Origin of the sequence: Brevundimonas diminuta 3F5N (assembly GCF_900163625.1) — a bacterium.
GTDB classification, from domain to species: domain Bacteria; phylum Pseudomonadota; class Alphaproteobacteria; order Caulobacterales; family Caulobacteraceae; genus Brevundimonas; species Brevundimonas diminuta_A.
Genome location: NZ_FUIE01000011.1, coordinates 26,381 through 47,066, shown reverse-complemented (window position 1 = coordinate 47,066; position 20,686 = coordinate 26,381). Strand labels below are relative to the sequence as shown.

The following is a 20,686-nucleotide window of genomic DNA, read 5'->3' as shown; positions in this document are numbered from 1 at the left end:
CGTCAACGCCGATGGCCGAAGCGCCGGTCAGTCGCTATATGCGCCCCCATGGCTGCCAGACCTCCCCTCGTCGCTCTCAAAGATGTCCGTCTCCAGGACGGTCAACGCCCGCTGTTCGACGGTGTCGACATGGCGATGGAGCCGCGCAGCCGCGCCGCCCTGGTCGGCCGCAACGGGGCGGGCAAGTCCACCCTGATGAAGGTGGTCATGGGCCTGATCGAGCCGGACTCGGGCGACCGCTCGTTCCAGGCCGGCACCCGTTTCGCCTATGTGCCGCAAGAGCCCGTCATCACCGGCGAGACCCTGGCCGACTACGCCGCCTCGGGCGAGGCCGAACGCTGGACCGCCGAAAGCTGGCTGGAGACCTTCGGCCTCAACCCGAACAAGTCCACGCAAGGCCTGTCGGGCGGCGAGATCCGCCGCGCCGCCCTCGCCAAGGCCTTCGCCGAAGAGCCGGACCTGCTGCTGCTGGACGAGCCGACCAACCACCTCGACATCCTGGCCATCGAACTGCTGGAGAACGAGCTGATCCAGGCCCGTTTCGCCCTGCTGGTGGTCAGCCACGACCGCGCCTTCCTGAACCGCGTCACCGACACCGTCCACTGGCTGGAAGGCCGCAAGGTGCGCACCCTCAACAAGGGCTTCGTCGAGTTCGACGACTGGGCCGCCAAGGTCATGGAGGAAGAGGCCGAGTCCCTGCGTCGCCTGACCAAGCGCATCGAGGCCGAGACCTACACCTTCTACCGCTCCATCACCGCCCAGCGCACCCGCAACGAGGGCCGCGCCCGCGCCCTGCAGCAGATGCGTCTGGACCGGGCCGAGCGGGTCAAGGATCTGCCGCGCGAGCTGAACCTGGGCGTCGATTCCGGCGCCGTCTCGGGCAAGCTGGTCGCCGACATCAAGGGCGTCAGCAAGTCGTTCGGCGACCGCACCATCTTCCGCAACCTGACCACCCGCATCATCCGCGGCGACCGTCTGGCCATCGTCGGTCCCAACGGCGCGGGCAAGACCACCCTGGTCAAGGTGCTGCTGGGCGAACTGGCGCCGGACGAGGGAACCGTCCGCATGGGCGCCAACCTGGAACCCCTCTACCTCGACCAGTCGCGCGAGGGGCTGAAGTCGGACATGACCCTGTGGGACGCCCTGACGCCGGGCGGCGGCGACTCCATCCTGGTGCGCGGCCGCTCCATGCACGTCGCCGCCTACGCCAAGGACTTCCTGTTCCAGGAAGCCCAGCTGAAACAGCCCATCTCCACCCTGTCGGGCGGCGAGCGCAACCGCCTGCTGCTGGCGCGCGCACTGGCCCAGCCCGCCAATCTGCTGATCCTCGACGAGCCGACCAACGACCTCGACATGGACACGCTGGAGAAGCTGGAAGAGCTGCTCGAATCCTATGACGGCACGCTGATCCTGGTGTCGCACGACCGCGATTTCGTCGACCGTCTGGCCACCTCCACCATCGCCCTGAACGGTCGCGGCGACGTGGTCGAGACCCCCGGCGGCTGGCAGGACTTCCTGCGCCAGAACCCGGCTTTCCTCGCCCCGCCCCCCACCCACGCCGAAGCCGCCCCCTCCGGGGCGCGTCGGGTCGAGAAGGCGGAGCCTTCCGACCGCGCGCCCAAAAAAACTGTGAAGCTCTCCTACAAGGACGCCCGTCGTCTGGAGGAGGTCGAAAAGCTGATGGAGACCCTGCCGGTCGAGATCGCCCGACAGGACGCCCTCCTGGCCGATCCCAACCTCTATGCGCGCGATCCGGCCGCCTTTGACCGCGCCATGAAGGCCGCCGAAAAGGCCCGCGCCGAGCTGGAGGCCGCCGAGCTGGACTGGCTGGAGCTGGAAGAAAAGAAGGCCGCGCTGGCGGGCTGACGAACGCGCGGCGCCTCGCCGCACATTCTTCGCCAAATCGCTCCGTATCCAGCCAACCCTTCCGCGATAAAGGCGGAACCCGCGGTTTACATTCGCCCCTGCTTGTCGCCTCATTCCAAGCTGGGCGGCGTCGTTCGCGCGCCTGGCTCTCGAGGGGGAGCCGCGTAGACAAACTGGGGGTTTATCCATGAAGAAACTGCTTGTCGTCGCCGCTTCGGCGCTGGCCCTGGCCGGGCCGGCCATGGCGCAAAGCGGGGGCCAGAGCGGGCCTCAGGGCGCGCCGCGCGTCGATGTCGCCGCCGCGAACCGCACCGAAGCCGTCATCCCGCCGCCCGTCATGTCCGAGACGCGCCACACCGGCGTCTTCGGCGGCCAGCGCATCGCCTACCGCGCCATCGCCGGCGAGACCTATCTGAAGGACAAGGAAGGCAAGCCGCTCGCGGCCATGGTCTCCTACAGCTACATCAAGGAAGGTCCGACGGACCCGAACCGTCCCGTGACCTTCCTGTGGAACGGCGGCCCCGGCTCGGGCTCCCTGTGGCTGCACATGGGCGCCTTCGGACCCAAGCGCGTGGTCGTGCCGTCGGACGCCCGCGACGACGGCGCCGCGCCCTTCCCCATCATCGACAACGTCGACTCCCTGCTGGACGTCACGGACATCGTCTTCATCGACCCGATCGGCACCGGCTTCAGCCGCGCCCTGGGCAAGACCGACCCGGCCGACTACTGGGGCGTGACCAAGGACGCCAAGTCGATCGCCGAGTTCATCCGTCTGTGGCTGAACGAGCACGGCCGCTGGAACGCGCCCAAGTTCATCGGCGGCGAAAGCTACGGCACCACCCGTTCGGCGGCGGTCATCAACGAGCTGGAAGGCAGCTATACCGACGTATCGATCAACGGCATCCTGCTGATCTCATCGATCCTGGACTTCAGCCTGGCCGCCGACGCCCAGGGCAATGAGTTGGGCTTCGTAACCACCCTGCCCTCGATGGCCGCCGCCGCCTGGTACCACGACAAGGTGCCGAACAAGCCCGCCACCGTCGAAGAGTTCGTCGCCGAGGCTCGCGCCTGGGCCATCGGCCCCTACGCCTCGGCCCTGCTGAAGGGCAACGCCCTGCCCGCCGACGAGCGGGCGGCCATCCTGCAGCAACTGTCGCGCTACACCGGCATTTCGCAGACCTATCTGAGCAACGCCAACCTGCGCCTGTCGCCCGGCCGCTTCTACAAGGAGCTGCTGCGTGATCGCGGTCTGACCATCGGCCGTCTGGACGCGCGCTACACCGGCGTCGACTACGACAACGCCGGCGACCGCCCGGACAACGACCCCAGCTTCTACGGCATCGACGGCGCCTATACCGCCGCCATGAACGCCTGGGCGCGCGAAGGCCTGAAGTACTCGCCCGACGTGGTCTACTCCTCGATCGGCGGCACCCGGAACTGGGACTGGAACCTGCCGACCGCCGGGCGCGGCGGGGCGGAGTATCTGAACGTGGCCCCCTACATCGGCCGCGCCCTGCGTGAGAACAGCGGCCTGCGCGTCTGGGTGGGTCAGGGCTACTACGACTTCGCCACGCCCTTCTTCGGCGCCGAATACTCGCTGAACCGTCCGGGCTTCCCGACCGACGGCCGCATCGAGTGGCACTACTACCACTCGGGCCACATGATGTACGTGCGCGACGACGATCTGAAGAAGCTGTCGACCGACATCCGCACCTTCATCCGCAATCGCTGATGATCCGCCGCCATCCGCTCCTGCGAGCGGGTGGCGGTCGCTTTCCTGTGGACAACACAAGGCGCTGATCCGCCTTCGCGAATTTCGTCCGCCCACAAATATCCACAGACTTGCCCACCGGGTCCGGGAGTTTTCCGCACAGACGCTCCGATTTGGGCGCTTGCCCAATAACGGATTTCGCGGGAACGTCAACAGGCCGAAGGGACACGGCGGCGCGGAAATCCGGGGAGACCCGGAGATCAAGCGGACCGGTCCGGCTCTCTGACCCAGGGTTCCAAGCCTCCTCGGAGGACGCGGAAACACCGAAGCAGGGCCAAGGCTCCCGGTCCTTTAGCGCCTCGGCGCCGGGATCACGGAGAACCAGGCAGGGATCGACGGACGGCGCGAGGTTCGCCTTGTGGAACGCCGAAGACCAGGGGCCGATGGAATGAAGGTCGAACGACGCCGGGTCCGCCCGCCGACGCTGAGATCGACTTCTGACCCGATAGCGGCCAAGTCCAACCCGGACTTGGCGAGGGGACGCGATCCGCGATCCGACCGGCGACGGTCTGGCTCAAAGGGTTACGTCCCCTCGCTCAATTCCGGCGCATGGTTTCCGGGTCGAAATCCCGCCCGGCGACGCCTCGCCGCCTTTCCAAGCGCCGCCCGCCCCCCTACACCCTAGACGTGATGACTCGCGCCCGCCTGCACCGACGCGGCCTGATGGCCGGCGCCCTCGGCCTGACCGCCCTGGGCGCCCTGTCCGCGTGCGGCCGCACCCCGGTCCAGACCGACGAGTCCGGCCGGGTGCGCCTGCGGGTGGCGGCGGGCGGTCCGACGGGCGCCCTGCACGGCGGCTTCTACCAGGCCGTCGCGACCGGAGCCTATGAGCGGCGCGGCCTCAACGTCGAGATTCTGGCCGGACCGTCGGGCGCCGACATCCCCGCCCTGCTGGCCGCCAGCGCGGTCGAACTGGCCATCGGCCGCGACAGCTTCCTGCCCCTGCGGCTGATCGCCGAGCGCGCGCCGATCAAGGCCGTGGCCGCCTTCCTGCAGAAGGATCCCGTCGTCCTGCTGGCTCATCCGGGTCAGGAACTGGAGGATCTGACGGTCCTGCGCGGCCGTCGCATCCTGATGGAGCCGGGCGACCAGACCGGCTTCTGGACCTGGCTGCGCGCGCGCTTCGACCTGACGCCCGATCAGGCCCAGCCGGGCGCCCCCGAGGACAATCTGAAGGCCTTCCGCGAGGATCGCGAAAGCGTGCTGATCGCCCGTCTGACCGACGGCGCGCCCAGCCTGATCGCGCGCGAGGTCGGCTTCCAGCCCCTGGTCCTGACCCCGGCCGAGGACGGCTATCCCTCCTATTCCGGCCTGGTGCTGGCGCCCAACGCCTTCGCCCGCGACAACGCTCAGGCCCTGCGCGACTTCATCGCCGCCTCGGTCGAGGGCTGGCGCGACTATGTCCACGGCGACGGGGCCAAGGGCGACGCCCTGATCCGCCGCGCCCATCCCGACCTGCCCCAGCGCGTGCTGGACGCCGCCCGCGCCTCGCTGCGCGCCCAGGCCATGGTCGACGGCGGCGACGCGGCCCTCTACGGCCTGGGAGCCATGACGCCCGAACGCTGGCAGGCCTTCGCCGAACAGACCCAGGACGCCTATTCCGCCGTTCCCGACTGGCGCGAAGCCTTCACCAGCCAGTATCTGCCCTCGCGCGGTTAAGCCTGTCCGGCGTTAGGCGCGGATTAAGCCGCACCGCCTAGGCTGCCCGGCTGAACGTCTTCACCTTGCACGAGGCGCCGGTGCCGCGCATCCCGACCATAGCCGTCCTTCTGCCCGCGCTCGGCGCCTCGACGGCCGCCTTGGCGCAGGCCGCGCCGTGGGCGCCGCCGCAGGCGCAGGCGCCCTATCCGCCCGCCGCCTACGAACGCCAGCTGTCCTGGCCGGGCCGCGCCCAGATCCATCCGTCCAGCCAGGCTGCGCCCGCCTATCCGGCCGCCCCCGCCGACGGTTTCGCCCCGCCGCAGGACACGGCCTATTTCGCGACGCCCGCGGCTCAGACCGTCGTCCGCCCGGCCGTCATTCCCCACGGCGGCTATCCCTGGCGCGCCGGAGCGCCGGGCTACAACCGCCAACTGACGCCCGCCCAGGCCTGGGGCGCGCCGTCGCCGATCCCGGCCCCGCCGTCTTCGGCCAACGCCCTGACGCCCGCCCCCGACTTCCGTCCGGTGACCAGCCACCCCGACGCGACCTGGGGCCCCTACGTCTCGCCCCCGGCCGAGCAGCCCGCGCCCGCGTACACGCCCCCGGCGCCGTATCAGCCGACCTATCAGCCCGCGCCCTGGACGCGTCAGCCTCTTTCGGCCCCGCCGCAACCCGTCGCGCCGCCGCCGTCGGACTACGCCCCGGCGCCTTACGTTCCCGAGCGCCAACCTCAGCCGATGGAGCGCGCTCCGGCGCCCAGCCACGTCCCCTGGACGCGCGCGCAGCCCCAGCCGCAGCCTCAACCCGCGCCGCCCGTTCAGCGCACGCCTCTGCCCGAGCCGGCGCCGATGCCGATGCCCGAGCCGCAGCGCCCGATGCCGCAACAGCCCGCGCCGAGGCAGCCAGCGCCGGTCCAGCCCGCCCCGCGCGTCGTCGCGCCCGCGCCCCAACCGGCGCCTGAGCCGGTCCGACCGCCCGCTCCAGTCCCGGCTCCGGCCCCGGCTCCTGTTCCCGAGCGCATTCCTGAGCGCACGCCAGCGCCCGCGGTCCAGCCCTCGGCCCCGCCGCCCGTCCAACCTGCGCCGCAACCGACGCCTGCGCCCGCCCCGGCTCCAGTTCCGGCTCCTGCCGACCCGGCCTTCGATCCCATGGCCCCCCGCCGCGACGCGCCGATCTTCCAGTTGCAGCGGAACACGCCCCAACCGCCCGTCTCGACGCCCCGGCTCAGCAGGGTAGCGCCCGCTACTATTCCGTCCACCGTCAGGCGGGGCGCCAACCGGACGCCACGCCCCTGCCCGCGCCCAACTATCTGGACGCCATGCCGGTCGAGCTGACCGAGACGCCGTCCTCGGACGACCTGGCCCAACCGCCCGAGCCGCCCGCCGTGATGCGCGACGCCCAGGGCCGGCTGCGCGCCGCCCCGCTGGCCGATGACCCGATGCTGCCATGAGCGACGGCTCCTCCTCTCCCTCCGTCGCTCCGCCGGCCGAGACCGGCTCGCGCCTGCCCGACCTGATCGCCCTGGCGCAGGAGGCGTCCAGCCCCAAGCGTCGCGCCCTGCTGCGTGAGCTGACCGACTGCTTCTTCGGCGCCGTCGAGCGCACCGAGGCCGAGACCGCCCTCTACGGCGCCGTCCTGTCCGACCTGACCGACGCCATGGAGACGGCCGTGCGCGCCGAACTGGCCGAACGGTTCGCCCAGTCGCCGGACGCCCCGCACCAACTGATCCGCCGCCTGGCCAATGATGAGGCCGAGACCGTCGCCGCCCCCGTCCTCACCGCCTCGCCGGTGCTGACCGAAGCCGATCTGATCGGCGTCGTGCGCTCGCGCGGTCAGGGCCACCTGCGCGCCGTCAGCCGCCGCGCCGCCGTGTCCGAGGCCGTGTCCGACGCCATCGTCGAGCGCGGCGACGACGAGACCCTCGGCGTGCTGCTCGGCAACGAAGGCGCCAGCCTGTCGCGCGCCGCCTCCGAGACCGCCGTCGAGCGCGCCCGCGCCAACCCGGCCCTGCACGCCGTCACGGTCGAGCGTTCCAGCCTGCCGCCCGACCTGCTGAACGACATGTATTTCACGGTCGAGGCTCGCCTGCGCCAGCGCATCCTGGAGCAGAACGCCCGCATGGACCCGGCCCTGCTGGAAAGCGCCCTGACCGCCGGCCGCACGCGCGTCGCCGCCGAGGACGGCGCCCTGCCGGCCGACTACGCCGAGAGCCTGGCCTATGTCGAAGAGCTGCGCGCCGCCAACCAACTGACGCCCCAGGTGCTGGCCCGCTTCCTGCGCTCGGGCGGCCAGACGGCCTTCCTGATCGCCCTGTCGCAACTGGCCGACGTCGACTTCCACACCGCCCGCCAGATCATCGAGCGGCGCGAGCTGGACGCCCTGGCCGTGATCTGCAAGGCGGCGGACCTGGATCGCGCCCTGTTCCTGACCTACGCCGTGGTGCTTCTGAACACCGACGACAACGCCATGGGCAAGGCCCGCGCCTATGCCGGGATGTACAACGAACTGACGCGCGAGGCGGCCCTGCGCACCCTGCGCTTCTGGCGCGCGCGCAAGGCCATGCAGGCGGCCTGACCTATTCTTCGTAGCCGGTCGGGCGCGGCGCCGGGCGACGGCGCTCACGGTCGAAATCCATCCGGTCGCGCGGCAGGGCCTCGGGGCATTCGTCGCGCATGAAGGCCAGCATCTTCTCGCGCACCTCGGCCCGCAGGTCGAAGGCGACCGAGGCGTTGCGCGCGCTGGTCAGGCAGCGCACCTGGGCCGTCCGCTCGGTGACATCCGTGACCTGCAGCGCCACCACGTCGCCGTCCCAGTGCGGCGAGGCGTGGGCGATCTGCTCCAGCTTGATCCTCAGCCGATCGATCGGCGCTTCATAGTCGACATAGAGGAAGGACACGCCGATCAGCCGCGAATCCTCGCGCGTCCAGTTCTGGAACGGCTTCTGGATGAAGTAAGTCAGCGGCAGGACCATGCGCCGCCAGTCCCACAGCTTGACCACTACATAGGTCGAGGTGATCTCCTCGACCCGGCCCCACTCGCCCTCGACGATGACGGCGTCGTCCAGGCGGATCGGCTGGGCGGTGGCGATCTGGATGCCCGCGATCAGATTGGTCAGGAAGGGCTGCAGCGCCAGACCGGCGACGATGCCGACCACCCCCGCCGAAGCCAGCAGCGACAGCCCCCACTGGCGCACGCCCGGAATGGTCAGCAGCGCCAACCCCAGGGTGATCAGGGCGATCAGGATGGCGGCGACCCGTTGCAGGATGCGCGTCTGGGTGACGTGCTTGCGGGCGTAGAGGTTGTCCTCCGCCTCCATGTTGAACTTCTTCAGGTGGACGATGGCGCCCATGTCCACCGCGCCCGCCAGCATCCAGCCGCACACCAGGATGAAGCCGAACAGCAGGCTGCGCCGGATGAACAGCGACGGCTCCGGGTCCAGCGGCGACACGGTGACGGCCAGGGCCAGGGCGATGATCATCACCGCGATCCGCACCTTCAGCCGGGCGCGCTTCAGCATCCCCTTCCAGAAGTCGTCGCGATTGCGCACCGCCAGCTTCAGCAGGGCGAACACCACCTGATTGGCCGCCCAGCCGATGAAGACGAAAACGACGGTGATGATCGACACCACCGCCCATTCCGGCAGCCAGTGGAACTGACGCCAGAGCGCGAAGATGGTGTTGGTCAGATTGGTGACGAACTGAGGCATGCCTTGACCATAGCCCTTCTCCCCGCCGGGGGAGAAGGTGGCTCGCGCAGCGAGACGGATGAGGGGGACGCCAAATAACGCACACCCACATCAGCCCGTGCGAATGAAGGACGCGTCCCCCTCATCCGAGCGGCTTCGTCGCCCACCTTCTCTCCCAAGAGGAGAAGGGTCTTATCTGGCCGCAGCCTCCACCAGGTCCGCCAACCTTTGCGCCGCATCCGGGATCGCCACGGACCGCGCGCCCGCCGACATGACCGCCAGCCCCGCCGGATCGGACAGGATCGCGCTCAGCGCCGTCGTCAGGCTCTCGACCGTCAGATCGTCCTCGGCGATCACCTTCGCCGCCCCTGCGTCGGACAAGGCGCGCGCATTCAGGGTCTGGTGGTCGTCGGTGGCGATCTTCAGCGGGATCAGCACCGACGGCAGGGCCGCCACCGCCAGCTCCGAACAGGTCGAGGCCCCCGCCCGCCCGATCACCAGATGCGCCTTCGACAACCGGTCGGCCATGTCGCGGAAGAAGGGGGCGACCTCGGCCTCGATCCCGGCGTCGAGGTAGATCTGGCGCGCGCTCTCCAGCGTCTCGGGCCGCGACTGCTGCTGCACCTTCAGCCGGTTGCGGATGGCCTCGGGCAGGGCCGCCAGCGCGCGCGGCGTGGTCTCGGACAGGATGCGGGCGCCCTGACTGCCGCCCGTCACCAGCACATGGATCGGCCCGCCGTCGACCGGCGCGGCGTAGGCCCGATCGAACAGGGCGCGGATATCCGGCCGCACCGGATTGCCGACCAGTTGAACGCGGCCCTTCACCTTGTCCGGCGCCCGGCCCAGCGTCGGAAACGCCGCCGCGATCACGCCCGCGCTGGGCGCCAGATAGCGGTTGGTGCGGCCCAGTACGGCGTTCTGCTCATGGATGACGGTCGGACGACGCGTCGTCACCGCCGCCAGCAAGGCCGGCGCCGACGGATAGCCGCCGAAGCCCACCACCACGTCCGCGCCCGTGCGCTGGAACGCGGCCTTGGCCTGGCCGACGCCCTTCAGGATCGCCAGTCCCGCCTTCAGCAGACCGATGGGGCCGCGCCCCGTCGCCGCGTCCAGCGCCAGACGCTCTTCGGCGGGAAAGGCGTGGGCGTACTGCTCGCCGCGCTTGTCGGTAGCCAGCACCACGCGCCAGCCGCGCGCCGCCATCTCGCGCGCCAGCGCCTCGGCGGGGAACATATGGCCGCCGGTGCCCCCGGCGGCGACGACGCAGACCTTGGTCATGGATGGTGCTCTCTTACGGCAGCAGGCGGCGACGCGGATTGACGTTCGACCCCAGTTCATAGGCGCCCGGACGACGCCGGGTCAGGGCCAGAGCAAAGCCCATCGTCAGCCCCATGGCCATCATGGACGACCCGCCATAGCTGATGAAGGGCAGGGTCATCCCCTTGGTCGGGATCAGGTTCAGGTTCACCGCGATGTTGATGCAGGCCTGCAGCCCGATCAGCATGAACAGGCCCGCCGCCGCCGTCTGTTCGAAGGAGTCGTTCAGCTTCATCGCCTTGCGCATCCCGCGAATGACGATGAAGGCGTAAAGCCCGATCATGATCAGCGACAGCACCAGGCCGAACTCCTCGGCCCCGACGGAATAGATGAAGTCGGTGTGCAGGTCGGGGACGTGGCGCTTCATCACCCCCTCGCCAATGCCGCGCCCGACCAGGCCCCCGGCGCGGATCGCCTCGGATGCGCGGTCGATCTGGTGGGTGTCGGTCGTCTCGGGCGACAGGAAGCGGCTCAGGCGGTCGCGCATGTGGCTGAACATGAAATACAGCGACACCACACCGCCCGCGCCGACCGCCGCCAGCGCCGCCACCCACTTCAGCGGCACCCCGGCCATGAAGAAGACGGCCATGAAGGTCGTGGTGATCAGCAGGGTCTGGCCGATGTCCGGCTGGATCAGCAACAAGCCCACCGTCAACGCCCATAGGCCGAAGGCGATGCTGACGCCGGGCACGCCCTCGCCCTTCTGGGCCTCGGCGAACATCCAGGCGGCGAAGACGATCAGGCCGGGCTTGGCGAACTCGGACGGCTGCAGGCTGAACGGCCCCAGGTTGATCCAACGCGCCGCCCCCTTCACCGTATCGCCGATGAAAGGCAGGGCCGCCATGACCACGATGGCGCAGACCAACGCCAGCACCGCGATCCGCCGCACTCCGCGCGGCGACAGCAGCGAGGCGCTCAGCATCCCGATCAGCCCCATGCTCGAGAAAACCATCATCCGCCACGAATAGTGGAAGGGATCGCTGATCGATTCATCGGCCAGGATCGCCGCCGGGCTGGAGGCGAAGCTCAGCGCCACGCCCAACGCCACCAGCGTCAGCGCCGCGCCCAGCAGGCCGCGATCCACCGTCCAGAACCAGCGCGCGATCAGGCTCTGGTCATTGCGCGAAAAGGGATGGCTGTAGCTGTTGTGGGTCATGCGGCAGGCTCCGGCCGTGCGCCCAGGCTCAGGACGGCGGCGCGAAACGCCTCGCCCCGGACCTCGAAATCGGGGAACTGATCGAAACTGGCGCAGGCGGGCGACAGCAGAACCACCTGCTCGCCCCCGGCCGCGGCCGCGTCGGCGGCGGCCAGTTCGACGGCCCGCTCCATCGTATGGGCGACGATATGCGGGGTGTCGGCCAGGGTCACGGCGAAGGCGTCCGCCGCCTCCCCGATCAGATAGGCCTTGGTCACGCGCGCGAAGAGGTCGCGCAAGCTGTCGATCCCGCCGTCCTTGGCCTTGCCGCCCGCGATCCAGAAGACGCTGGAGTAGGAGGCAAGCGCCTGTCGCGCCGCGTCGGCGTTGGTCGCCTTGGAGTCGTTGATGAAGCGCACGGAGCCCAGCCGCCCGACGGCCTCCATCCGGTGCGACAGGCCGGGGAAGCTCAACAGGCCCTCGACCGCCGCCTCATGCGACACGCCCAACGCCCGTGCCGTGGCGTAGGCGAAGGCCGCGTTCTGGGCGTTGTGGCGGCCGGGTAGAGAGCGAGCGACGGTCAGATCGGCCAACACTTCGCCGCCCGCCATCAACACGCCAGCCGCCGCCGCATATCCTTCTCCCCTCGGGGGAGAAGGAAGACTCAGAACCGCCTCGACCCGCCGCCCCTGCGCCCGCAGATCCGCCGCAGCCGTCCGCCCCCATTCCTCGTCCACGCCGATCAGCGCCAGCGCCTCAGCCCCCTGCGCCTGAAAGATCCGGCGCTTGGCGGCGATATAGCCCTCCATCCCGCCGTGGCGGTCCAGATGGTCCGGCGACACATTGGTCAGGATCGCCACGTCCGGCGCAAAGCCCGTCGTCAGATCCAGCTGATAGGACGACACCTCGATCACATAGACCGCATCCGCCGTCGGCTCGGGCAGCGCTAACACGCCGATGCCGATATTGCCGCCGATGTGGACGCTCAAGCCCGCCTGCTTCAGCACCCAGCCGATCAGGGCCGTGGTCGTCGACTTGCCGTTGGTGCCGGTGATGGCGACCACGCGCGGCCGCTCCCCTTGCGGCAAGGCGGCCAGCGCCCGCGCGAACAGCTCCACATCGCCGATGACCGGCACGCCCGCCTCATGGGCGCGCTCCACGCTCCAGTGCGGCTTGGGATAGGTCAGCGGCGCGCCGGGCGACAGCACCAGGGCGGCGAACCCCGACCACTCGGCGCGCGTCAGATCTTCGACCAGGAAGCCCTCGGCCTCGGCCTGCATCCGACCCGAGACGCCGTCGTCCCACAGCACGGGGATCGCGCCCCCGGCCTGAAGCGCGCGCGCCGCCGTAATCCCCGACCGTCCCAGGCCGAAGACCGCAACACGACGCCCCTCGAAGCCGGGAACGGGGATCATCGGCTCAACGCAGCTTCAGCGTGGCCAGACCGAGCAGCGCCAGCATGGCGGCGACGATCCAGAAACGGATGACGACGGTGGATTCCGGCCAGCCCATCTTCTCGAAATGGTGGTGGATCGGCGCCATCAGGAAGATGCGCTTGCCGGTCAGCTTGAAGTAGCCGACCTGGATCATGACCGAGGCCGCCTCGACCACGAACAGGCCGCCGACGATGCCCAGCACCAGCTCATGCTTGGTCGCCACGGCCATGGAGCCGAGGGCGCCGCCCAGGGCCAGCGAGCCGGTGTCGCCCATGAAGATCTTGGCCGGCGGGGCGTTGTACCAGAGGAAGCCCATGCCCCCGCCGATGATGGCGGCGCAGAAGATGGCCAGCTCGCCCGCGCCCGGCACGTGGTGGACCTGCAGATAATCCGCGAACAGGAAGTTGCCGACCAGGTAGCTGATGATGCCGAAGGCGCCCGCCGCCATCATCACCGGCACGATGGCCAGGCCGTCCAGCCCGTCCGTCAGGTTCACCGCGTTGGAGAAACCGATGATGGTGAAGGCGGCGAACGCCACATAGAACCAGCCGATGTTCAGCAGCACCGCCTTCAGGAAGGGGAAGGCGATCGAGGTCTCAAGCCCCGGCGAGGTCGGGGACTGGGTCATCCACAGCACGGTCAGCACACCGGCGATCACCGCCACGATCGTCTGGGCCAGCAGCTTCTGCTTCGACGTCAGCCCGGCCGAGGTCTGCTTCGTCACCTTGGCGTAGTCGTCGATGAAGCCCAGCACGCCGAAGGCCGCCGTCACGCCCGAGACGATCCAGATATAGGGGTTGGTCAGGTCGCCCCACAGCAGCACGGCCACGCCGATGCCCGCCAGGATCATCAGACCGCCCATGGTGGGGGTGCCGACCTTGGACAGGTGCGAGACCGGACCGTCGTCGCGGATCGGCTGGCCCCGGCCCTGCTTGGCGCGAATCCAGTTGATGAAGCGGCTGCCCATGGCGACCGCCACGATCATGGCCGTGGCCATGGCCAGGGCCACGCGCACCGTCTGATACTGGATCAGGTGCAGCAGCGGATATTCCTGGGCGATGTCCGCGTAATAGAGATAGAGCAGGTAGAACATTCTTGAGGGACCCTATCGCGTCGCGCGCGGCGCGCCGCTGCCTGAGGGGTTGTTGCCTTGTTCGGTCACGCCGAGATTTGCAAGCGCGGCCGCGACCAGCGAGGCCTTCGAGCCGTTCGAGCCCTTGACCATGACCACGTCGCCCGGCTGCGCCAGCAGGGCGGCCTCAGTCGCCAGCTCGGCGGCGGTCTCGCGCCACTCGCCGCGCAGCGCAGGCGGCAGGGCCTCATGCAGCAGGCGCATCTGCGGCCCGGCCGTATGCACCACGTCCAGACCAGCGGCGACGATGGCGGGGGCCAGCCCTTCGTGAAGAGCCCGGCTATGCTCGCCCAACTCCAGCATGTCGGTCAGCACCACGACGCGGCGACCGCCCGGCCCCACCGGCTTGGCGCCCAGGCTGACGAAGCCCGCCTTCATCGACAGCGGGTTGGCGTTGTAGCTCTCGTCGATCAGGGTGAACGTCCCGCCGGGAACGGCGACCGTCTTCATCTGCCCGCGCCCGGCCAGCGGCTGGAACCCCGCCAGCGCCTGCAGCGCCGTATCCAGCGACACGTCCAGCGCCTGCAGCATCAGGATGACGCACAGGCTGTTCAGCCCCCAGTGCACGCCCGACTGCGCCAGCCGGTATTCGATGCGCCGTCCGTCCAGCTCGGCGGTGACGGTCGCGCCCTCGCTGTCCGCAACGAAGTCCAGCAGGCGCGCGTCGCAACCCGCCGCATGGCCGAAGGTCCGCACCACGGCCCCGGCCTTTTCCGCGCCCTGACGCACGATGTCGGCATGGGCGTCGGCGGCGTTGACCACGGCGATCCCGCCCGGCGCCAGCCCCTCGAAGATGGCGGCCTTCTCGCGCGCCACGCCCGCCTCGCCGTCGGCGAAGGCCTCGATATGCACCGGCCCGACCGTGGTCACGCAGGCGGCGTGCGGACGCACAAAGGCCGACAGCGGCCCGATCTCGCCCGGATGGTTCATGCCGATCTCGAACACGGCGCGGTCGGTGCCCTGCGGCATCCGCGCCAGCGTCAGCGGCACGCCGATATGGTTGTTGTAGCTCTTGATCGAAGCGTGGCTTGATCCGGCCAGATCGAGGCCCGCCTTGATCGCCTGGGTCACGCTGGTCTTGCCGACGCTGCCGGTGACGGCGCCGCGCAGGCGGGCCCGATCGCGCGCGGCGACGCCCAACGCCTCCAAGCCTTTCAGGGTATCGGGCACCAGCACATAAGGCCCGCCCTCGACGGGCCGGTCGACCAACGCCACCGTCGCCCCCGCAGCGAAGGCGGCCTCGGCGAACTCATGCCCGTCGCGCGCGCCGTGCAGGGCCAGGAACAGGTCGCCCGGCGCGATCTCGCGGCTGTTGTAGGTCAGGCCCGAGACGCCAATGTCTTGGGGGGCGTCGGGTCCATGAAGCCGTCCTCCGGTCGCCGAGGCGATGGCTTCGGCGGTCCAGAGCGGCGTGTGTGCGTCAGGCATGATCTTTCAGGGCTTCGGTCGCTTCGGCGGCGTCGTCGAAGGGATGCACGACCCCGCCGACGATCTGACCCTGTTCATGCCCTTTTCCGGCGATCACGACCACATCTCCTTCACGCATCAGGGAGACGGCGTGGCGGATGGCCTCGCGGCGGTCGCCGATCTCCAGCGCGTCGGGGCAACCGGCGCGCACCTGGGCGCGGATGACGGCGGGGTCTTCGGAACGCGGATTGTCGTCGGTGACGATGGCTGTATCGGCCAGACGCCCGGCGATCTCGCCCATCAGCGGACGCTTGGCCCGGTCGCGATCGCCGCCCGCGCCGAAGACGACGATCAGACGGCCCGTCGCGTGCGGACGAAGCGCGTTCAGCACCGTCTCCAGCCCATCGGGGGTGTGGGCGTAGTCGACATAGACCTCGCCGCCGCGCGCGCCGCCGGGGATGCGTTGCAGGCGGCCTTGGGCGCCCTGGATCAGCTCCAGCGCCGGGATCACGCGGTCAGGGTCCTCGCCGCCCGCGATGCACAGGCCCGCCGCCACCAGAGCATTCGACGCCTGAAACGCGCCGGCCAGCGGCAGCAGGATATCGTGCACCCGGCCGCGCACGTCGAGGGTCAGGCGCTGGCCTTCCGGCGTCGCCCGGCGCGCCAGCAAGGTCAGGTCGCGCCCGCGCTCGCCCACGCCCATCACGCCCAGACCGGCCATGATCGAGGCCGAGGCGAAGGCCGAATAGGCGTCGGAATCCGCGTTCAAAACCGCTGTGCGGCCGCGCGGCAGCAGGGCCTCGAACAGGCGCATCTTGGCGGCGCGGTATTCGTCCATCGTGCCGTGATAATCGAGGTGGTCCTGCGTCAGATTGGTGAAGCCCGCCGCCTTGATCGCCACCCCGTCCAGACGCCGCTGGTCAATACCGTGTGACGAGGCCTCCAGCGCCAGGTGCGTGACCTCCTTGCGGGCCAGTTCGGCCAGCAGGCGCGCGGCCTCGGCGGCGTCGGGGCTGGTCAGGCCGGGGCCGGTCAGGGCGTAGGTCTTGTCGCCCTTCTGGCCGACGACGCCCAGGGTGCCCATGCTGGCCGACTTCAGGCCGAGCCCCGCCCAGATCTGGCGGCAGAAGTTGGCGACCGAGGTCTTGCCGTTGGTGCCGGTCACCGCGACGCAGGTGCGCGGCTGGGCGCCGTAGAAGGCGCGCGCGGCGATGGCGTAGGCCCGGTGCACGTCGCCCGATCCGACCAGGAGCGGCGCCGCGCCCGCAGGCGTGTCGGACGGCGCCAGCACGGCGGCGGCCCCTTTCGCGAGGGCCTGCGGAATGAAGGCGCGGCCGTCGGCCTGCGTCCCCGGCAGGGCGACGAACAGGGCGCCGGGCACGACCTGACGGCTGTCGGCGGTGACGGCGGTGATCTCAGGGTCCGAGGCCACGTCGCGGCGCAGCAGTTCGGAGAGGCGCAGCTGGCTCATCGGCCGTCGCCCTCCACGTCCTGGAACTCGGGGATCTTTTCGCCCAGCGCGGTGGACCAGCGGTCGGCCTTGCGCTCGACGCCCAGGAAGCCGGCGATGCGGGCGGCGATGCGGCCCACGGCGGGCGCGGCGACATAGCCGCCGGTGCGCGGATAGACGCCCGGCTCGTCCATCAGGACGAAGACAGTGTAGCGCTTGGCGTCCACCGGCCCGTCAGCGGGGAAGACCCCGGCGAAGGAGCCGACGGCGACCGCCGGATTATAGCGGCCGTTGACCAGCTTGTTGGCCGAGCCCGTCTTGCCGCCCATCCGCAGGCCCGGCGCATCGGCGAATCGGCCCGAACCGCGCGTGACGTTGCGGCGCATCAGATCGATCATGTTGGCCGAGGTTTCCGGCGAAATGACCTGATGCGTCTGGGCGTTCGGACGACCGCCCTTGCGCAGCGTCGGCGGCACATAGCGTCCGCCGTTCACCAGCGCGCCATAGGCCGACACATACTGGATCGGCGTGACCATGATGCCGTAGCCGAAGGACAGCGACGCCAGGGTGCTGTCGTCCCATTTCCTGACCTTGGGCGGGGCGGCCGATTCCTTCAGCTCGATCGGAGCGGCGTCCAGCAGGCCCAGACGGCGGAAATAGTCGCGCATCACATCGCCGCCCATCTCGACCGCCAGGCGCGAGGTGCCGATGTTGGACGAGTGCAGATAAACCTCCTCCAGCGTCAGCACCTTGTTGGTGGCGTGGAAGTCGGTGATGCGGCGCTTGCCGATCTGCAGCGCCTGAGAGGCGTCGAACAAGGTGTTCATGTCGGCCCGGCCGGTGTCGATCCCGGCGGCGACGGTGAAGCTCTTGAACACCGAACCCATCTCATAGTGGGCCGAGACGACGCGGTTCAGCGTGGCCTCTTCCGGCGCGGCGTTGCGGCGGTTTGCGTCATAGGTCGGCCACGAGGCCATGGCCAGAATCTCGCCGGTCTGCACGTCGGCGACGACGGCGACGGCGCCCTTGGCCTTATGCTCCTCGGCGGCGATGGCCAGTTCGTTCTCGACCACGCCCTGGACCCGCAGGTCGATGGACAGGGGGAAGTCCTCGCTGGCGGCGCCCGCCGCGCGGATTTCCTGGTCGAAGGCCAGCTCGGCGCCCGCGACGCCCTCGCCGCCCGTGTCCGAACGACCGATCAGGTGCACGGCCGAGCTTCCCAGCGGATAGACGCGGCGGTCTTCCGGCTCGAACGTCACTCCGCCCAGAGCCAGGGCGTGGACCGCCCGGCGCTCGGCCGGCGTCAGGCCGTTCAGGGCGATCAGACGACGCTCGCCGCTCAGCACCCGATCCAGACGCGCGGCGGAAATGCGCGGCAGGGCGCGGCGCAGCTGGGCCTTGGCGGCCGGAATGTCCCAGACCTCGCGCGGGTCGATGTAGAGGCCGTAGTGGGTGATGTTGGTCGCCAGCAGCTGACCGTTGCGATCCACCAGATCGGCGCGCGTCAGGGCGCCGGGATGGAAGCCCGCCCCGGCTCCGCCGCGCGGCGTCAGCAGGGCGGCGTGCGCGGCGCCCAGGGCCAGGCAGGCGAAGACGACGCAGAAGGCCGCCATGATCAGGAAGATGCGGACGCGGGTGTCTTCTTCCGGGCGGGCGTCGGCGCGGGCGCGCTCGAACGAATGCTCCAGGTTCCACACCAGGGAGGCGACCCACCGCCCCCAAGCCGAGACCGCGCCGCCGAAGGTCGCCTGCGGGCGGCCGCGATAGCCCATGCCGTGATGGTCATGCACGCTCATTGCACGGCCTCCGCGGCGGGAGCAGCAGGGGCAGCGACGGGTTTCTCAACCGGCGGCGGCGCAATCGCGGGCAAAGCCGCCTCGCCCGCCTGCTTCTTCACATCGACCGGACCCAGGCCGATCTCGCGCGACAGGGCCTCCAGCCGCGCGGGCTGCTCCAGCCGCGTGACCTCAGCGCGCAGCAGGCGGACCCGCTCGCGGTTCTCACGGATATCGCGCTCCAGGCTGCTGATCTCGGCGCTTTCGCGGGCGGCGGCCGCCTTGGCGATATAGACCGAGAAGACCAGCGCCAGCACGCAGGCCACGCCGATGATCTCGACGCAGCGCACGCCGCGCACCTTCCACTCGAACAGGCGCTTGATGGGCTCAGGCACAGTCATCATGCGCCCCTCCCCTTCACCGCGCCCCAGGCCGGGGCGCTGGTGCGAACGCCTGCGCGCAGCTTGGCCGAGCGGGCGCGGGGGTTGGCGGCCAGTTCGGCCTCGCCCGCCTCGCGCGCGCCCTTGAACATCAGGTCGAAGCTGGGCTTGCGCATCTCGACCGCGACCGGCGCATGGCGCGAACCGCCCGGCGCATTGCCGGTGCGCTCGGTCATGAAGGCTTTGACGATGCGGTCTTCCAGCGAATGGAAGGTGACGACGACCAGCCGACCGCCGGGAGCCAGCGTCGCCTCCGCCGCCTCCAGCCCGCGTTCCAGCTCGCCCAGCTCGTCGTTGACGGCGATGCGCAGGGCCTGAAACACGCGGGTGGCCGGATGGATGGCGGCGCCGCGACGCCCGCCCAGAGCCTTCTCCACCACCTCGGCCAGATCGAGGGTGCGGCTGAACGGCTGCTCGACACGGCGGCGCAGGATGGCGGTCGCGACCCGGCCCGACTGACGCTCATCGCCATACAGCTTGAAGATATGGGCCAGCGGCCCGTGATCCCAGGTGTTGACGATGTCAGCGGCGGTGACGCCCTCATCGCTCATCCGCATGTCCAGCGGCCCGTCGCGCATGAAGGAGAAGCCGCGCTCGGCCTGATCCAGTTGCATGGACGAGACGCCGATGTCGAAGACGGCGCCGTCCAGCTTCGCCTTGCCGCTCTCCTCGAACGCCTCGACCAGACCGGAGAAAGGCGTGCGGATCAGTTGGAAGCGATCGGGGAAGTCGCGCGCCACGGTCTCGGCGAACGGCTGCACCGTCGGATCGCGATCCAGCGCCACAACCTCGGCTCCGTGCTCCAGAATGGCGCGCGTATAGCCGCCCGCGCCGAAGGTGGCGTCGATGATCACATTGCCCGCCTTGGGCGCCAGCGCCTCGATCACCTCGGCTAGCAGGACGGGCGCGTGCGGAGAGGTCATGCCGCCCCTCCCGTCTTCGCCGCAGCGGCCTGACGGCGCATCTCGCCGAACTGCTTCAGGCCCTCGCGCGCCATGCGGCGCTGCTCGGCGCGGTGCGCGGCCCACTTGTCCTTGTTCCAGATCTGGAAGCGCTCGCCGACGCCGTAGATGACGACCGTGTCGGACAGGTCGACCTCGGCGCACAGATGTTCCGGCAGGGTGATGCGCCCGCCCGAGTCATAGGCCAGCGGCTTCTGTTCGCCGAAGATCGAGGCCTCCAGCGCCGAGCGGTAGGGGTCGCCGAACGGCAGGCTTTCGATCACCGCGCGATATTCGGCGAACAGCTTGTCGCCGCCCGCTTCCAGGCAATCGGCTTCGATGGAGGGAAAGCAGAAGACGCCGTGCTCGGCGCCGTTTTCAGCCGTGCGGAATTCCTGGGGGATCAGGAGACGGCGCTTGCCGTCCAGCTGCTTCTCGTAGGTCGAGAGAAACACGCCCTGCCCTATCGAACCCTGCGGCCCGCCCCTGAAATCCGATGAAAAACCCACGCGTCGGGCCGTAGCCCCTACTCATGAGCCACTGGGATAGCATGGGACAGAATGGGCCTCAATGGGATTAGTTGACGCCCTTTAACCTAATTTGCGGTTCGATCAGCGCCTCAAGGACTGTAAAATCAGAACATACACAGAACAAAATGAGTATTCACAGCCTGTGGACGGGTTCTAACGC

At 69.8% G+C, this 20,686-nt stretch carries 17 protein-coding genes; 6 read left to right on the top strand and 11 right to left on the bottom strand.

Annotated elements, in window-relative coordinates; genetic code table 11:
* The first annotated feature begins 48 nt into the window (after positions 1–48).
* From FM111_RS01470 to FM111_RS01450, 6 genes are all read left to right on the top strand, one after another.
* Positions 49–1,866, top strand: coding sequence for an ABC-F family ATP-binding cassette domain-containing protein (locus tag FM111_RS01470; RefSeq protein ID WP_087138963.1), 1,818 nt, complete (start codon positions 49–51; stop codon positions 1,864–1,866).
* A gap of 187 nt (positions 1,867–2,053) precedes the next feature.
* Complete coding sequence (locus FM111_RS01465) at positions 2,054–3,598, top strand: S10 family peptidase (protein ID WP_087138962.1); 1,545 nt, start codon at positions 2,054–2,056, stop codon at positions 3,596–3,598.
* 669 nt (positions 3,599–4,267) lie between these two features.
* Positions 4,268–5,296: an ABC transporter substrate-binding protein gene (locus FM111_RS01460; RefSeq protein WP_256968044.1), complete on the top strand. Its 1,029-nt coding sequence runs from the start codon at positions 4,268–4,270 to the stop codon at positions 5,294–5,296.
* Between the two features lie 65 nt (positions 5,297–5,361).
* Positions 5,362–6,612, top strand: coding sequence for a hypothetical protein (locus tag FM111_RS01455; protein WP_087138961.1), 1,251 nt, complete (start codon positions 5,362–5,364; stop codon positions 6,610–6,612).
* Positions 6,597–6,728: a hypothetical protein gene (locus FM111_RS16480; protein ID WP_256968043.1), complete on the top strand. Its 132-nt coding sequence runs from the start codon at positions 6,597–6,599 to the stop codon at positions 6,726–6,728. The genes FM111_RS01455 and FM111_RS16480 overlap by 16 nt, the downstream gene beginning before the upstream one ends.
* Positions 6,725–7,852, top strand: coding sequence for a DUF2336 domain-containing protein (locus FM111_RS01450; protein WP_087138960.1), 1,128 nt, complete (start codon positions 6,725–6,727; stop codon positions 7,850–7,852). The genes FM111_RS16480 and FM111_RS01450 overlap by 4 nt, the downstream gene beginning before the upstream one ends.
* A 1-nt stretch (position 7,853) precedes the next feature.
* Here FM111_RS01450 and FM111_RS01445 read toward each other — a convergent pair whose 3' ends face one another.
* The 11 genes from FM111_RS01445 to FM111_RS01395 all read right to left on the bottom strand — a co-directional run bounded on the left by FM111_RS01445 (position 7,854) and on the right by FM111_RS01395 (position 20,451).
* Positions 7,854–8,984, bottom strand: a complete 1,131-nt coding sequence (locus tag FM111_RS01445) for a mechanosensitive ion channel family protein (protein WP_087138959.1) — start codon at positions 8,982–8,984, stop codon at positions 7,854–7,856.
* A gap of 171 nt (positions 8,985–9,155) precedes the next feature.
* Positions 9,156–10,241 carry an undecaprenyldiphospho-muramoylpentapeptide beta-N-acetylglucosaminyltransferase gene (gene murG / locus FM111_RS01440; RefSeq protein ID WP_087138958.1) on the bottom strand — a complete coding sequence of 362 codons (1,086 nt, stop codon included), beginning with the start codon at positions 10,239–10,241 and terminating at the stop codon, positions 9,156–9,158.
* A 13-nt stretch (positions 10,242–10,254) separates the two neighbouring features.
* A complete protein-coding gene (ftsW, locus tag FM111_RS01435; RefSeq protein ID WP_087138957.1) occupies positions 10,255–11,436 on the bottom strand; it encodes a putative lipid II flippase FtsW in 1,182 nt (393 codons plus the stop codon).
* Positions 11,433–12,830 (bottom strand): UDP-N-acetylmuramoyl-L-alanine--D-glutamate ligase, encoded by a 1,398-nt coding sequence (murD, locus tag FM111_RS01430; RefSeq protein WP_087138956.1) that lies wholly within the window; start codon positions 12,828–12,830, stop codon positions 11,433–11,435. The genes ftsW and murD overlap by 4 nt, the downstream gene beginning before the upstream one ends.
* Before the next feature lie 4 nt (positions 12,831–12,834).
* Positions 12,835–13,944 (bottom strand): phospho-N-acetylmuramoyl-pentapeptide-transferase, encoded by a 1,110-nt coding sequence (gene mraY / locus FM111_RS01425; RefSeq protein WP_087138955.1) that lies wholly within the window; start codon positions 13,942–13,944, stop codon positions 12,835–12,837.
* Between the two features lie 12 nt (positions 13,945–13,956).
* Positions 13,957–15,411 carry a UDP-N-acetylmuramoyl-tripeptide--D-alanyl-D-alanine ligase gene (locus tag FM111_RS01420; RefSeq protein WP_087138954.1) on the bottom strand — a complete coding sequence of 485 codons (1,455 nt, stop codon included), beginning with the start codon at positions 15,409–15,411 and terminating at the stop codon, positions 13,957–13,959.
* Positions 15,404–16,861, bottom strand: a complete 1,458-nt coding sequence (locus FM111_RS01415; RefSeq protein WP_087138953.1) for a UDP-N-acetylmuramoyl-L-alanyl-D-glutamate--2,6-diaminopimelate ligase — start codon at positions 16,859–16,861, stop codon at positions 15,404–15,406. The genes FM111_RS01420 and FM111_RS01415 overlap by 8 nt, the downstream gene beginning before the upstream one ends.
* Entirely contained in the window at positions 16,858–18,636 is a 1,779-nt protein-coding gene (locus FM111_RS01410; RefSeq protein ID WP_087138952.1) for a peptidoglycan D,D-transpeptidase FtsI family protein, read from the bottom strand. Before FM111_RS01410 ends, FM111_RS01415 begins: the two co-directional genes overlap by 4 nt.
* Positions 18,633–19,019, bottom strand: coding sequence for a cell division protein FtsL (gene ftsL / locus FM111_RS01405; RefSeq protein ID WP_087138951.1), 387 nt, complete (start codon positions 19,017–19,019; stop codon positions 18,633–18,635). Before ftsL ends, FM111_RS01410 begins: the two co-directional genes overlap by 4 nt.
* A complete protein-coding gene (gene rsmH / locus FM111_RS01400) occupies positions 19,016–19,978 on the bottom strand; it encodes a 16S rRNA (cytosine(1402)-N(4))-methyltransferase RsmH (RefSeq protein ID WP_087138950.1) in 963 nt (320 codons plus the stop codon). Before rsmH ends, ftsL begins: the two co-directional genes overlap by 4 nt.
* Positions 19,975–20,451, bottom strand: coding sequence for a division/cell wall cluster transcriptional repressor MraZ (locus FM111_RS01395; protein ID WP_087138949.1), 477 nt, complete (start codon positions 20,449–20,451; stop codon positions 19,975–19,977). The genes rsmH and FM111_RS01395 overlap by 4 nt, the downstream gene beginning before the upstream one ends.
* Positions 20,452–20,686: the final 235 nt, after the last annotated feature.